14 protein-coding genes are annotated in these 13,119 nt (G+C 54.9%); 6 read left to right on the top strand and 8 right to left on the bottom strand.

Going from position 1 to position 13,119, the window contains the following annotated elements:
- Nucleotides 1–4: 4 nt before the first annotated feature.
- On the bottom strand, nucleotides 5–742 hold the full coding sequence (gene sufC / locus ACLQ3M_RS02810) for a Fe-S cluster assembly ATPase SufC (RefSeq protein ID WP_411676193.1): 738 nt from the start codon (nucleotides 740–742) through the stop codon (nucleotides 5–7).
- A 124-nt stretch (nucleotides 743–866) separates the two neighbouring features.
- On the bottom strand, nucleotides 867–1,334 hold the full coding sequence (locus tag ACLQ3M_RS02805) for a helix-turn-helix domain-containing protein (RefSeq protein ID WP_411676192.1): 468 nt from the start codon (nucleotides 1,332–1,334) through the stop codon (nucleotides 867–869).
- 173 nt (nucleotides 1,335–1,507) lie between these two features.
- Here ACLQ3M_RS02805 and ACLQ3M_RS02800 point away from each other — a divergent pair, with 173 nt between their 5' ends.
- Nucleotides 1,508–1,855, top strand: coding sequence for a DsrE family protein (locus ACLQ3M_RS02800; RefSeq protein ID WP_411676191.1), 348 nt, complete (start codon nucleotides 1,508–1,510; stop codon nucleotides 1,853–1,855).
- 86 nt (nucleotides 1,856–1,941) lie between these two features.
- Here ACLQ3M_RS02800 and ACLQ3M_RS02795 read toward each other — a convergent pair whose 3' ends face one another.
- From ACLQ3M_RS02795 to glnA, 4 genes are all read right to left on the bottom strand, one after another.
- Entirely contained in the window at nucleotides 1,942–2,085 is a 144-nt protein-coding gene (locus tag ACLQ3M_RS02795; protein ID WP_166525041.1) for a hypothetical protein, read from the bottom strand.
- 24 nt (nucleotides 2,086–2,109) lie between these two features.
- Nucleotides 2,110–3,543: a hypothetical protein gene (locus tag ACLQ3M_RS02790; RefSeq protein WP_411676190.1), complete on the bottom strand. Its 1,434-nt coding sequence runs from the start codon at nucleotides 3,541–3,543 to the stop codon at nucleotides 2,110–2,112.
- Between the two features lie 75 nt (nucleotides 3,544–3,618).
- Nucleotides 3,619–4,482: a pyridoxamine kinase gene (locus ACLQ3M_RS02785; protein ID WP_411676189.1), complete on the bottom strand. Its 864-nt coding sequence runs from the start codon at nucleotides 4,480–4,482 to the stop codon at nucleotides 3,619–3,621.
- A 126-nt stretch (nucleotides 4,483–4,608) separates the two neighbouring features.
- The gene (gene glnA / locus ACLQ3M_RS02780) at nucleotides 4,609–5,946 is read right to left on the bottom strand and encodes a type I glutamate--ammonia ligase (RefSeq protein ID WP_411676188.1); all 1,338 of its coding nucleotides are present in this window, start codon (nucleotides 5,944–5,946) and stop codon (nucleotides 4,609–4,611) included.
- A gap of 281 nt (nucleotides 5,947–6,227) precedes the next feature.
- On the opposite strand from glnA, the gene ACLQ3M_RS02775 reads away from it, so the two are divergent.
- The 4 genes from ACLQ3M_RS02775 to ACLQ3M_RS02760 all read left to right on the top strand — a co-directional run bounded on the left by ACLQ3M_RS02775 (nucleotide 6,228) and on the right by ACLQ3M_RS02760 (nucleotide 9,494).
- Nucleotides 6,228–6,713, top strand: a complete 486-nt coding sequence (locus ACLQ3M_RS02775) for a sigma-70 family RNA polymerase sigma factor (protein ID WP_411676187.1) — start codon at nucleotides 6,228–6,230, stop codon at nucleotides 6,711–6,713.
- Nucleotides 6,703–8,070, top strand: a complete 1,368-nt coding sequence (locus tag ACLQ3M_RS02770) for a serpin family protein (RefSeq protein ID WP_411676186.1) — start codon at nucleotides 6,703–6,705, stop codon at nucleotides 8,068–8,070. The genes ACLQ3M_RS02775 and ACLQ3M_RS02770 overlap by 11 nt, the downstream gene beginning before the upstream one ends.
- Before the next feature lie 163 nt (nucleotides 8,071–8,233).
- Nucleotides 8,234–8,926, top strand: coding sequence for a L,D-transpeptidase (locus ACLQ3M_RS02765; protein ID WP_411676185.1), 693 nt, complete (start codon nucleotides 8,234–8,236; stop codon nucleotides 8,924–8,926).
- Between the two features lie 121 nt (nucleotides 8,927–9,047).
- Complete coding sequence (locus tag ACLQ3M_RS02760; protein WP_411676184.1) at nucleotides 9,048–9,494, top strand: hypothetical protein; 447 nt, start codon at nucleotides 9,048–9,050, stop codon at nucleotides 9,492–9,494.
- A 3-nt stretch (nucleotides 9,495–9,497) separates the two neighbouring features.
- Here ACLQ3M_RS02760 and ACLQ3M_RS02755 read toward each other — a convergent pair whose 3' ends face one another.
- Both ACLQ3M_RS02755 and ACLQ3M_RS02750 read right to left on the bottom strand, forming a co-directional pair.
- Entirely contained in the window at nucleotides 9,498–10,625 is a 1,128-nt protein-coding gene (locus ACLQ3M_RS02755; protein WP_411676183.1) for a cadherin-like beta sandwich domain-containing protein, read from the bottom strand.
- A gap of 71 nt (nucleotides 10,626–10,696) precedes the next feature.
- Entirely contained in the window at nucleotides 10,697–11,215 is a 519-nt protein-coding gene (locus tag ACLQ3M_RS02750; protein ID WP_411676182.1) for a hypothetical protein, read from the bottom strand.
- A gap of 107 nt (nucleotides 11,216–11,322) precedes the next feature.
- Here ACLQ3M_RS02750 and ACLQ3M_RS02745 point away from each other — a divergent pair, with 107 nt between their 5' ends.
- Nucleotides 11,323–12,339: an SDR family oxidoreductase gene (locus tag ACLQ3M_RS02745; RefSeq protein WP_411676181.1), complete on the top strand. Its 1,017-nt coding sequence runs from the start codon at nucleotides 11,323–11,325 to the stop codon at nucleotides 12,337–12,339.
- Nucleotides 12,340–13,119: the final 780 nt, after the last annotated feature.

Below are 13,119 nucleotides of genomic sequence, written 5' to 3'. Positions count from 1 at the left end.
GTTCTCAGACGGCCTCAAGCCCCTGAAATCCCGATTCGTTGATCCTGTCGATCAAAGTTCTGTCGCCCGTTTGTTGGATTCTGCCGTCCATCAGGATATGCACGGCGTCCACCGGCAGGAAATCAAGTATCTTCGTATTGTGCGTAATAATCAGCAGGGAATTCTCTCCGTTTCTGAATTTTTCGACGCCCTGCGAGACGATTTTGACCGCGTCCACGTCCAGGCCGGAATCCGTTTCATCCAGAATCGCGAGCTTCGGGTTCAGCATCAGCATCTGCAAAATTTCCGACTTTTTCTTTTCCCCGCCGGAAAACCCGACGTTTAAATAGCGGGAGGCATACTCCTCATCCATGTGGAGCTCCTCCATCTTCTGCGCCAGCTCTTTTTTATAGGCAAACAGCTTTACCGGCTTCCCCGTTACGGCATAGCGCGACGTGCGCATGAAATTTTCCAGCGAAATTCCCGGCACTTCCTCCGGATTCTGGAATGAAAGAAACAGCCCGGCTTTCGCTCGTTCATTCGCCGGCGCGTTTGTAATGTCTTGTCCTTCAAACAGGATCGAGCCGCCGTCCACATGGTACTGAGGATGTCCCATCACGGTGTTGACCAGCGTGGATTTTCCCGCGCCGTTCGGGCCCATCAGAACATGGACTTCTCCTTTTCCCACGGTAAGGTTCAGCCCGCGGAGAATCTGATTGCCCTCCACGCTGACCGCAAGATCCCTGATTTCCAAAAGTTGCACTGACTTTTCCACCTCTCCGACTTTTTACAATGAAACGGGCATTTGCCCTTAATGTATACCAAATTGATGTGCATTTATATTATAGACGGAAACAGTCTACTTTGCAAGCCGCGGAAGAAATTTTTTATCGCAAATCCGACGGTTTACAGCCCAGAATCGACGCGATTTGAAACAGAATTTCCTCATCCGGCTCACGCTCGAGGTTTTCCCACTGATACAGCAGCTGAGGCGTAACGGAAAGCCGTTCGGCAAGCTCCGCGAGTGTCATGCCGGTTGCCTGCCGGTATGACGCGATTTTTTTGACCGGCTCCAAAAGATAAGCCCGCCGCTTTTTTTCGTCGATCAAAAGCGGGCTGCCGTTGTGCAGCATCAGCCCGCAAAGGCCGCCCTCCGCGCTGAACACGGCGGGGTCGCCGCCCGGCGCGATGCCCGCGCCGTACTCCTCCGGCAGAACATAGTCCCTTCCGCCGTCGTCACGGCCGGTTATGCCCGGCTGATTCCTCCACGGAAGCAGGGAGCAGCTTTCCCCCTCCTGTTCCGGTTCCGGCGCGGAATAGCAGTTGATTTTATAGATGGTGATGATTTCGCCCATTACGGCAGCTCCCCCGATCAGTCATTTTGTAATAGTATAGCATGCCCGCGCAAATCTGTCTTTGCCCCTGCGATGCCTTCGACCCGAATTTTGCAAAAAGGTCTTACAAAGTCCGGAATTTGGTATTATAGTGATGATATGGATTTGTTTAGGACAGGAAAGGATGAAGTAAAATGCCAAAGGTGGTTTTTCATGTGGACGAGTCCGCCCGCTGGCCGTTGGTTCTGGCAAACGCCAGGAACATGGTTCGGTACGGCCGGGAGGAACACGTTTCGTTCGAGGTGGAAATTCTGGCAAACTCGCAGGCAGTCCGGCAGCTTACAGAAAAAGACTCCTCCGGCTTAGACCGCCAAATGGAAGAGTTGAGTCGGGAGGGCGTCTGCTTTGCGGGATGCCGCGTCGCGATGGGAAACCTGAATCTCACGCCGGGCGATTTGCTGCCGTTTGTCACAACCGTTCCCTCCGGAGTCGTGGAACTGGCGCTGCGGCAGGACGAGGGATACTCCTATATCCGCCCCTGAGCAGGCTACGCCCGCGCGCACGCCCCGCCGCACGGCGGGGAAAAGGTGCAAGGGAAAAAGCGAGAAACCGCTTTTTCCCTTGCCCGTTACGTCGGCCGCGCGCGTTTTTCCCCGTGTTTTGCCTTGCCCTGCAGCTCCGGCACCGGGCGCGTGTTCCTCGGCATATGCGCTTTTTTACTGCTTTGCGTCGGCTCTCCGGAATCGGGGCGCCGCATTCCCGCTTTCGCCATTGAGGCACCCCCTTTTATACATCGTTATTTTTGATGGACTGTTTTTTTGCGTTTCGGTTTTGATTTTGATTTTCCCTTGTCACGGGCGTCTGCCCGTTCGCCTTTCGAATCCGGTCCTTTTTGTTGTCCGGCTGGCTGTCTTTGGGCATTGGAACCACCTCCGGCATTATTTTGGCTTTTCGCCGGAGCTTTATGCGAAGAAGGCGAAACCGCGCGTTCCAGTTCCAGTATCATTCCGTCCAGGAACCGTTCGGCGACGCGCCGGTTTTTCTCCGTTGCATACAGGCTGCTGCAAAGCGCGCAGCGGCCGCCGAACGTGGAAACCGAGACCTGAAAGCTGGGCGGGTGCTTGACCGCCGTCGCAAGATAGGCGTCGTTGACTTTTCCGTTGCCGAAATCGAGCCTGCGCCAATCCAGAACCCCAAGATTCGTAAAGGAAACAACGGGGATTTTAAAGTTTTTGTCAAAAAGCTTTTTCGCAGCGGCATAGGGCAGAACAGCAAACAGGAAATCCAGAACAAGCGGACCTTTCAGGCAGTTCCGGTTTTCCTTCTGTGAGGACATCTGGGCGGCAGTTTTCCCAAGGGTCTCTCCGAACGGCTCGTTTTTTTTCATCGAAAAGCGGCAAATGTAATTGCTCGTCAGGTTGCAAATTCCGCACTTTTCGCTCTCGGAAAGGTACTTGCGCAGGTCAACCGGACAGGGAATCGCGAACTCCGCGCACCCCGTGATCGCATGGTGCGCGCGCCCGTATGCCGTCAGCAGGAGGTCATTGAAGGTTGCTCCCCTCTTTTTTGCGTACCGCTTCAGCTCCGTGAGAAGCTCGCTTTCGACGCGGCGCAGAACGGTAACCGGCTCCCCCTCCTCTTTCTCCATCGGCAGGAACATTTCCGGCTCCTGTTGTTCAATTTTAACAGGGGAACGCAGAACCCTGATTCGCTCCGCTGCGCCCATCCCCCGGAAAACCTGCCCGACGTCTCGGTCCAGCGGCTCAGGTGGTACAATATAGCCGGAATTTTCCGAGCAGCGGCGATAAAGGGACGCCAGCAGGTAAAGGTACTCCTTAAACCCGGCCCCGTCCGCCACAAGATGGCTGATAATCACGCAGAGGGTGTCGGATTCCGGCCCGCGCACCAAATGGATTTTCAGCTGCGGCTCCGAATCCAGCTTGATTGTATCCAGCAGCAAGCGCTCTTCCGCCGCGGCGCCCTCCGTGTTTTCCGACACGCTCACGATCCGGTCCGCCCCGAATCCCTTGTCTTCCCAGCCGTGCGTTTCCGGTGAAAAGACGCACCGGAAAACGGGAACCGCGGAAACCGAAAGCTCAACCGCGCGTTTGAGCACATCCGGGTCCAGACGCCCCGAAAAGCGGATTATCGCGCGGATCAGCGGATTGTGCGCCGAAGTATAAAAATACTGCATCAGGTCAAATGCTTCCGTACGGATTTTATGTTTCATTCCAGTCGCCTTTCTCTATTGAATACGAGCCGGAAAATTTCCGGCAGACATGATTTACCCCTTTTAGCGGCTCCGTTACAGAGTCTCCGGGTCCGAAGCCAGTCTTTGCGCAAAGGAAGGGATGCCCTCTTCAAAATTCACGCCGTAGCGTACGTCCGTCCCCGCCAGATGAGTCCGGGCAATGGCACGCTGCGTAAAATCGACGGCTTCGCGAGCGGCCTCGCCGAGGGAGAAGCCGTTCATCAGCGCGCCGATCAGGGCACTGGCAAACACGTCGCCCGTGCCGTGGTAATTCCCTTCGATTTTCGGAGCGAACGCGAAGCTGAATTCACCCGTCTCGCGGTCGTACGCGGCGCATCCGGTTTGTTCCGCGCTGAAAGAAACGCCCGTCAAGACCACGCGGCGGGGGCCAAGCTCCGACAGCCGCCGAAGCATTTCCTCCGCAGTCCTGCGGTCCTGCCAGCCCTCCCGGTACGGCTCCCCCAGCAGCAGCGCAGCCTCCGTCCGGTTCGGCAAAATCAGGTCCGCCTTCCGGCAGAGAGCCGCCATCCCCTGCGGGAATTCAGGGCCAAAAGAAGCGTACAGACTGCCGTTGTCCGCCATGACCGGATCAACGCACACCATCGCCCCCGGCGCGGCCAGTTCGTCAATCAGCCCGGAAACCAGCCGGAGCTGATCAAACGAGCCAAGGTATCCGGTGTAAAACGCATCGAACCGCAGTCCCAGTGATTTCCAGTGGTCCGTGATTTTGGGAATATCCTCGGTCAGGTCCCGGAACGTAAACCCCGTGAACCCTCCCGTATGCGTTGACAGCACCGCCGTCGGCAGAACGCTGACGGTGCAGCCCGCCGCGGAGAGAATCGGCAGTGCCACCGTCAGCGAGCATTTCCCAACGCAGGAAATATCGTGAACGGCCAGAATGTTTTTTTGCACCGGCATTTTCATTCCCTTCCGTATTTAAATGATGTTCCTATTCTAGCTCTCCGCAGAAGCGAATTCAAGGCCGGGCGAAAAAAGTCCCGCCGTTGCTGCCGCAGCGGCGGGGTATGGCCGTTCAGGCCCGGCTTAATATTTCTGCAAGTAATTTTCAATTTCCCAGTCGGTCACCGCGCGGGTGTAACGAGCCCATTCCCGCTCTTTTTCCAGCAGGAAATTATGAAGGGCGTGCTCGCCCAGCACATTCGCAATGACCGGATCGCTTTTCAGCGCTTCCATGGCGTCAATCAGGCTGAGCGGAAGCGTTTCGATCCCCATTTCACTGATTTTTTCATCCGGCAGGTCGAACAGGTCGCAGTCCGTCGCGGGCGACGGCGTCATCTTCTTCTCAACGCCGTCCAGTCCGGCTGCCAGGCAGCATGCAAGCATCAGGTACGGATTAGCGGACGGGTCCGGAGAACGGAATTCAATGCGGGCCCCTTTCCCCCGGGAAGAGGGGATGCGTATGAGCGGGCTGCGGTTGCGGCAGGACCACGTGATGTGAACGGGCGCCTCGTAACCGGAAGCAAGGCGCTTGTAGGAATTGACGGTCGGATTACAGACCGCGGTCAGCGCCCTGGCATGCGCGAGAAGCCCGGCCATAAACCGGTAGGCCGTCTCGCTCAGGCCGTTGCCGGACGGATCGTCCGGGCCGTCGAACAGATTTTTTCCGTCGCGCATCAGCGACATGTGAAGATGCATTCCGGAGCCGCTCACGTCCGAACGGGGTTTCGGCATAAAGGTCGCGTAACCGCCGGAAGCCTTCGCCATTGATTTAACCGCCATTTTAAAAGTCATAATATTATCGGCCGTCTTGAGCGCCGTATCGTATTTAAAGTCAATTTCATGCTGCCCGACCGCCGCTTCGTGGTGAGAGGCCTCCACCTCAAAGCCCATGCTTTCCAGCGTCAGGCAGATTTCGCGGCGGATATCGCCGCCGATATCAATGGAGCCGAGGTCGAAATAGCCCGCGGTGTCGCGCGTCTGCGTGGTCGGCCTGCCGTAATCGTCCATTTCGAACAGAAAAAATTCGCATTCCGGGCCAACATTGAATTCGATCCCGAGTTCCTCGGCCTTTTTCATTTCCTTTTTCAGAATTCGCCGGGGGTCGCCGTCATAGGGCTCGCCTTCCGGGGAATAGACATCGCAGATAAAGCGCGCGACCCCGTCGTGAGTCGGCCGCCAGGGAAGCATGGTAAACGTGTCCCGGTCCGGGTGCAAACACATGTCCGATTCCGCGTCGCGCGCGAAACCGTCAAGAGACGAGCCGTCGAACACACACTGGTTGTTCAGCGCCTTTTTCAGCTGGTTTTTGGTGATCGCGACGTTCTTCATCATACCCGTAATATCCGTAAACTGCAGGCGAATGAACGTGACGTCGTTTTCATCCATCAGTTTGTAGATATCCTCTTTGCTGTAATGGCCCATTTCGCAAACCTCCCTGCGGTAAGATTTTAAATAAAGTCAAAAAAAACCCGGCACAGCGTGTCGGACTCCGTTGCCCATTCATTGTAATCGTAGCATACTGTTTTACACCCTTATTTTATACCATAGAGATACCTCGTTGCAAGCCCAAATATGAACGAACTGAAAATTATTTTAGAATTTAAGCGGTATGCTGGCCGGAGTGGAAAACGACGGAAATTTTTTTACCCGGCTGCAAGGAAATCAGCGTCCCAATCGTATTCTATTTGAAAGGGGAGAAATGGATGAAAGCAGCAGAAGTCAGCGGAGAAGCGGAAGAGCTTTTAAACTGCTATTCCGACATGGTGCTTCGAATTGCCCTTCACAATGTGAAGGCCAGAGCGGATGCCGAGGATATTGCGCAGGAGGTTTTCCTGAAACGGGTCACCGCACGCCGTTCGTTTGCTTCCCCGGAACACGAAAAAGCCTGGATGATCCGCGTCACCGTCAATCAGTGCCGGGATTTTCTGAAATCGGCGCGGAACCGACCAACCGTCGCGCTGGAGGAGTCGGTCCCCGATTCCCCGCACAGCACGGAAGTTCTGGACGCAGTGCTGTGCCTTCCCGTTTTATACCGGAACGTGATTTACCTTTATTATTACGAAGGGTACAGCGTCAGGGAGATTTCACGCATCCTGCGCCGGAGGGAAAACACGGTGTCCTCCTGGCTGTTCCGGGCGCGCGCCGCGCTGAAAAACTCTTTGACAGGAGGTTTTGACGATGAATCATAAAGATCAATACCGTGAGGAATGCGAACGGATTCGGGCTTCGGAAACATGGAAACATGCGGCCGCTTCCCGAATGGAACAGCCGCCGCGGCGCCCGCGCGCCGCAAAATGGGTCTTTACCGGCGCGCTTGCCGCCGCTCTGGTCTGCGCGCTGGTTTTTTCGCCGCTTTTGAAACCGGCGACCGTCACCGTGGAAGCAAAGGAAAACCTGATGGAAAACATCCGTGCGCAAAAGCAGCAGCTTCCCGCCGCACCCAGTCAGGACTTTATTTCTGCACAGGCGGATTTCGCGGTAAAACTGTTTCAAAAAACAACCGACGCGGGCAAAAACTCGCTTGTCTCCCCGACTTCCGCCGCCCTGGCGCTCGGCATGACGGCAAACGGAGCGAAGGGCAGCACGCTTTCCCAGTTTGAAGCCCTGCTGGGTGGCGGGATGGATCTTTCCGCGCTGAACAAAAGCTTTGCCGCCGAGCAGAGCGCACTGAAAGCCGTCACTAGCGGGAAAACTCTGCTCGCCAACTCAATCTGGTACCGGGATCAGGGCCTTTCGGTCAAAAAACCGTTTCTGCAAAGCAACGCCGATTTCTTCGGCGCGGACGCATACAGGCTCGACTTCGGCGACCCCGCGGCCGTGGGAAAAATCAACAGCTGGGTCGACAAAAACACCGGCGGAACCATCAAAAAGATGGTCGGGCGGATCGAACCGGAAGAAATGATGATCCTGATCAACGCGCTGTATCTGGAACAGGAATGGAGATCCCCCTACATCAACAGCCGGGACGGCACGTTTCACGCGCCGGAAGGCGACAAAACCGTGAAAATGATGGAGTCGACGGAAACGTACCTGCACGACGGCGAAGCGGAGGGAATCCTCAAGCCGCTCAAGGATCCGCGTTACGCATTCGCGGCGATTCTGCCGAAAAGCGGAACCTCCGTCAACGACTATGTTCAATCGCTGACCGGACGGAAGTTTTTAAGCCTGCTGCGTTCCGGGGGAGACGGAACGGCGATTGGGACTCTGCCGAAATTCAAATTCAGCTGCGCGCTGAGCCTGAACGACGCGCTGCAATCGCTCGGTCTTACCGACGCGTTCAACAGCGGCAAAGCCGATTTTTCCGCAATGGGCTCTTCCCCCGCGGGAAATCTTTATATCGGCAACGTGCTGCAAAAAACCTTTCTTCAGGTTGACGAGGCAGGTTTAAAAGCCGGCGCGGCAACCGCCGTCATCCTGGACGCGGGATCCTCATCCTCTCAGCGGCCCCGTTCGGTCGTATTCGACCGGCCGTTCGTCATCGCCGTCGTCGACACCTCGACGAATCTGCCCCTGTTCCTCGGCGTGGTCGCGGACCCCGCCGCCTGACGGAAATCCAATATTTCCTTATTCTATAAATTTATTGTGAATTCTTTCCCAGAGGTTTGCAAAACACGTTCTTTGATTTATAATAAATAAAAAAGGAAAACGACCCTTTTCCTCACGAAGCGACAGGGGTCCGTTAAAAATAGAAAGGACGTGCCGATTCCCGATGAAGGAGTTCGGAAAAAGACCGTTAAACCGCATATTGCTCGTAGCCCTGATTCTGTTTGTCGGCGCGGGCGCGACGTACGCTTCGCTCAGGCCGGTACAGTTCCGCGCGGGGGTGACCGCCGTCGTGGACTGGATGAAATTTGACATGATTGCCGAAGCGGCCAAAAAGGAATCCTCCTCCGCGCCGCCGTCGGGCGCGGCCGTGTCGTCCGCGCCGGATTCTTCCGCGCCGGCGTCTTCCGCACCCCCGCAAAGTCAAACGTCTGAGGAGCCCTCTTCCTCCGAAGCGGAAAAAATTTCGCTGAATGAAGCGGCCAAGCCGCTGAAAATCAATGTTTCGCTCAAGGATCAGAAAGTTTTTGTCCTGGACGCGAAGGACCGCCTGGTGCAGGAATATGTGTGTTCCTCCGGGGAGGCCGGCAACGATACGCCGACCGGTACCTTTACCGTCACGGACCGCGGAGAGTCTTTTTATAACCCCGCGGTCAAAGAGGGAGCCTATTACTGGACCCGTTTTTATAAAACCTTCCTGTTTCACAGCGTGCCGTTCGACGAGAACCAGAAAATGGAACCGCAGGAAGCGGCAAAGCTGGGTACTCCGGCCTCCCACGGCTGCATCCGGCTGGAAACGGCAAACGCCAAATGGATTTACGACAATATTCCGGAAGGAACCACGGTAGTCGTTCAATAATTCCCGATTTTTTCCCCGCCGCACGGCGGGGATTTTTGTTTTTACAGTTTATTCAATTCTTTTGGGAAATTCTATGCTATGATGACAACAGAATCGCCGCAAGGCAAAAGGATGTGAAAATTTGAACTGGTTGATGCGCTTTACCTACTGGTACAACCGCATGATGGCGGGACGGTACGGCTCCGACCAGCTGAGCATCGGCCTGATGGCCGCTTATCTTCTGCTGATCTTTATCGCCAATCTTCTCCGGCTGCCGCTTCTTTCCTATCTGGCGCTCGCGCTTCTGGTGTGGGGGCTCTACCGGATTTTTTCCCGAAACATCTCGAAGCGGTACCAGGAAAACGCCGTGTTCCTGCGGTTCTGGAACCGGTTTCTTCAGTGGTTCCGGACCAGCTCCTCCCGATTTGAAAGCTGGCGAAGCAAAACCCTGAACCGCATGAACGATAAAAAAACGCACCGGTACTACCGGTGCCCCAAATGCAACAATACGCTCCGCGTGCCGAAAGGTAAAGGAAAAATCGTCATCACCTGTCCGGTCTGCCACACGGAATTTGTAAAAAAGACATGAGCCTTAACCCTGTTTGCGGTGAATGGGCAGCCACTGGCTGAGAAGAATCCCAACCAAAGCGCAGAGAATCGCAAACAGCATTCCGGCTAAAAAGGTGGGCATCCGGTCGCCGACCAGAATCAAGGTCCTGTCGCCGGCCGTCTGCGGCGCTTCCGATTGCCGCGAGTCTCCTCCGGGACCGGAATCGCTCTCCCCCGCGCCGCCCGCCGCAAAGCCCGGGGAACTTTTCGAACCGGAGCCGCTTCCGCTCCGATTCCCGCCGGAGGCCTTCGGCGCGGCGCTTTCCGTTTTCCGCGAAGGGTCCGGGCCGCCGCCCGCCGCTTTGCCCTCGGTGATGGAAGACCCCGCCGCAGCTTTCGCCGCACGCTCAACCGTAACCAGGTACTGCGCGGTTTGCGTCCGGTCCTCCGAAGTAACGGTTACGGCAATCTGTGTTTCCTTTCCCGCGCCGTTGAGTGTTTTTCGGCTGACACGGATACTGCCGCCGCCTGCCGCGCCGGTCTGGAAATCCACGCTGCCGACATCGCTGCCGACTTTTAAAATATAATTGCGCACGGAAGGCGAAAATTCCGGTTCCAGCAAGCCGGCCGACGGAATCAGTTCGGTCAGGCGGGCTTCCGAAGACTGAGACCGCTGAATCTTCAGATTCAGCTTTGCTTCCGTGTTGTCCGCATCCAGAGAATCCCCGTCATAATCGCAGATCTGGTCCGCGGAAACCGTCAGAGCGGTGTTCCCCGCCGGCGCGTCCGCCGCAATCTGAAACAGGAAAGAGGCAATTGTGTCGGAAAGCCGGGGCGCGCTGCCGTTTTCCGTATTGCAGACATACACGCTGCTGATCAGGCCGGAGTCCGCGCTGGTTTGCATGGTTCCGCTTTTGACGGCCCCCGCGGTTTCCGTACTGATAAAGTCGAGCTTGTCCTCGTCATAATGAATTTTGAGCCGAAAGCCGGCGGCGGTCTCTTCGGTTTTGTACGCCGTCACATTCAGGCGCACCAGTTCTTCCCCGGAAGCGGAAGCGGGGTCCAGCGAATAGGAAAAATAAGTTGGCGAGGCGGCAACGGCGGACGCCGGCAGCAGCCGAATTAAAAAAAAGCAGGTAAAGAAGGCTGCAAGATACAGTTTTTTGCCCATCCCATTACCCTTCCCGCAATCAAAAACAGCCGTACCGCAAACGGCAGGCTGTCTGATCAACTGTGCTCTGGTTAAGCGGTGACGGTGTTCTGCTCCACTCCGGAAGCACGGCTCTCCCTTAAACGCCTTTTGCGCAAAATCAGCAAGCGGAACCGATTATACCTCTGAACCGCCGCAAAGGGCGCGTTGGCCAGCATAATCAGGAAAGACATGATGATTCCAACGAGCAGCGGGTTTATAATCAGCGCGACGACGGCACAGATGCAGTTTTTCAGATGCATCCACTCGCCGCGGCAGGTTTCCAGAATAAATTCATCCAGATATTCTACCGACATTTCCGTCAGATGCCTTTTGGAAAAACCGTTTTTCCCAATATGCTGCGGAACTCTGTCTTTCCAGACCTGAATTTTTAAAGTATCCCGGTACCAGCGGCCGCCATGCTCCCATTCCTTGGGCGCGTAACGCTCTTTGGTTGGATCGAAGGAAGATTTCGGCAACTTGATGCAGATCAAAAAAACAACGACATGCCACAATCCGACGATCACAAGGTTCCAGACCAGCATGTTCAGAAAGGACAAATTCTTCAGCATTGCGGTCACTTCCTTTCCACGAACTTTTGAGTATTGTAATCATTATGCGACAAACCGACAAAAGATACGATAATCTTATTATAATACAGAAGAATGGAGTGTGCAAGATGAAAGTATTATTGATCGGCGGAACGGGCACCATCAGCTCCGCCGCGGTAAAGCTGGCTCTTTCCCGCGGGGCGTCGGTCACCCTGCTGACGCGCGGCACGCACCCGGAGTTTGTTCCGGAAGGCGCCGAATGTATCCGCGCGGATATTGCCGACGAGGAAAAGGTCCGGCAGCTTCTTTCCGGCACAGCATTCGACGCGGTGGCGGACTTCACCGTCATGACGCCGGAGCAGGCAGCAAGGGACATTTCACTGTTTACCGGCAAAACCGGCCAGTTCATTTTTATCAGCTCCGCGTCCGCTTATCAAAAGCCTCCCGTCCGTTATCCGATTACGGAAAGCACGCCGCTCCGCAACCCCTTCTGGAGCTATTCCAGAAACAAAATCGCCTGCGAGGAGCTGTTTACGGCGGCGTACCGCTCCGAGGGCTTCCCTGTTACCATCATACGCCCCAGTCACACTTATAGTAAGCGAAACGTTCCGCTTGCCGTTCACGGGGAAAACGGTTCCTGGCAGGTTCTTCAAAGAATCCTTTCGGGGAAGCCCGTCATCGTCCACGGCGACGGGCTGACGCTGTGGACGTTTACGCACGCGGACGATTTTGCGAAAGGCTTCTGCGGACTGCTCGGCAACCCGCACGCGATCGGCGAAGCGGTTCACATTACAAGCGACGAAGCGATCACCTGGAACGACGCCTACGAGGCGATCGGCGCGGCTCTCGGCGTTAAGCCGAACCTGGTTCACATTCCGTCCGACTTCCTCGCGGCGTTCGACCCGGAGCTGCTCGGCAAGCTGCTGGGCGACAAGGCGTGCTGCGGCGTGTTCGACAACACAAAGCTCAAGCGCCTGGTCCCGGGATTTCAGGCTGAAATCCGGTTTGCCGACGGCGTGCGGCGCAGCGTGGAGTATCTTCGTTCCCACCCGGAGCTGCAAACGCCGGACCCGGAATTCGACGCGTGGTGCGACCGCGTCGTCGCGGCGCATTTCGCGGGGATGAAGGAGTTGGGGAACGGGTAATCCCCGTTAATTATAATTTAGATAAGAGGGACTCCGGATTTCCGGAGTCCCTCTTTGTATCGGAAAAGGAAAATAAGGAGAAATCTTAATTGAACGTATACAGGTTTTTATAAGGGTTTGCGGAAAAATGGCCCCCCAAAAAACAACCGATTATTTTTGCAAAAACAGATTGACAAAAAGTGTCATTGTGATAGTATGAAATTATAAATAATTCCAATCTGTTATTTTGAAAGGAGATCGTAATAAAAAAGCAAGTTTTTAAAGCGTGGTTGGCTCTTGTCGTCTCCATCGGTATGGTATTTTCTTTTACAGGAATTCAGGCACATGCATTACAAATCGGTACGTCAAGCATTCAATCCAAAAGCATAAGCACGGAAGTAAAAGATTCCGGGAATAAAGCCATTCAGCCCAATATATCATCCAGCAGCCGAAATGAAGTTTATGTTTCTTCAATCGTGGTGTATCCAGCCACAGCCACAGCCACAACCATCAGCTATGATGATAGTATATACGATAATTTATATTAAATGGAGAGAACTGGCCGACATATCCTATTTATGTCGGGAATGGATATTCTGAGACGATTACATATTATACGCCCACCGATTCCAGTTCCTTATCCGGATACATTCAATATGAAAACGGTCGGACACAAATGGTCGGTTCGGGAACCATAGCCCCATCCACAAATTAATTCTAAATGGAGTGTTATAACATGACAATCAACCCGTTATCCGCCACGCAAACAGCTTCCCTCATCGATTCCAAGAGCAAGCCGAA

Origin of the sequence: Caproicibacter sp. (assembly GCF_046707225.1) — a bacterium.
Taxonomy (GTDB): Bacteria; Bacillota; Clostridia; order Oscillospirales; family Acutalibacteraceae; genus Caproicibacter.
The sequence above is the reverse complement of the archived record's forward strand: the minus strand, read 5'-3'. Positions and strand labels throughout refer to the sequence as shown.

Coding starts and splice junctions, on each gene's coding strand:
- glnA (WP_411676188.1), bottom strand. CDS start 5,946: ATGGGCCATTACAGCAAAGAGGATATCTACAAACTGATGGATGAAAAC.
- ACLQ3M_RS02770 (WP_411676186.1), top strand. CDS start 6,703: ATGAATCATAAAGATCAATACCGTGAGGAATGCGAACGGATTCGGGCT.
- ACLQ3M_RS02800 (WP_411676191.1), top strand. CDS start 1,508: ATGCCAAAGGTGGTTTTTCATGTGGACGAGTCCGCCCGCTGGCCGTTG.
- ACLQ3M_RS02790 (WP_411676190.1), bottom strand. CDS start 3,543: ATGAAACATAAAATCCGTACGGAAGCATTTGACCTGATGCAGTATTTT.
- ACLQ3M_RS02795 (WP_166525041.1), bottom strand. CDS start 2,085: ATGGCGAAAGCGGGAATGCGGCGCCCCGATTCCGGAGAGCCGACGCAA.
- ACLQ3M_RS02750 (WP_411676182.1), bottom strand. CDS start 11,215: ATGCTGAAGAATTTGTCCTTTCTGAACATGCTGGTCTGGAACCTTGTG.
- ACLQ3M_RS02745 (WP_411676181.1), top strand. CDS start 11,323: ATGAAAGTATTATTGATCGGCGGAACGGGCACCATCAGCTCCGCCGCG.
- ACLQ3M_RS02805 (WP_411676192.1), bottom strand. CDS start 1,334: ATGGGCGAAATCATCACCATCTATAAAATCAACTGCTATTCCGCGCCG.
- ACLQ3M_RS02765 (WP_411676185.1), top strand. CDS start 8,234: ATGAAGGAGTTCGGAAAAAGACCGTTAAACCGCATATTGCTCGTAGCC.
- ACLQ3M_RS02785 (WP_411676189.1), bottom strand. CDS start 4,482: ATGCCGGTGCAAAAAAACATTCTGGCCGTTCACGATATTTCCTGCGTT.
- ACLQ3M_RS02755 (WP_411676183.1), bottom strand. CDS start 10,625: ATGGGCAAAAAACTGTATCTTGCAGCCTTCTTTACCTGCTTTTTTTTA.
- ACLQ3M_RS02775 (WP_411676187.1), top strand. CDS start 6,228: ATGAAAGCAGCAGAAGTCAGCGGAGAAGCGGAAGAGCTTTTAAACTGC.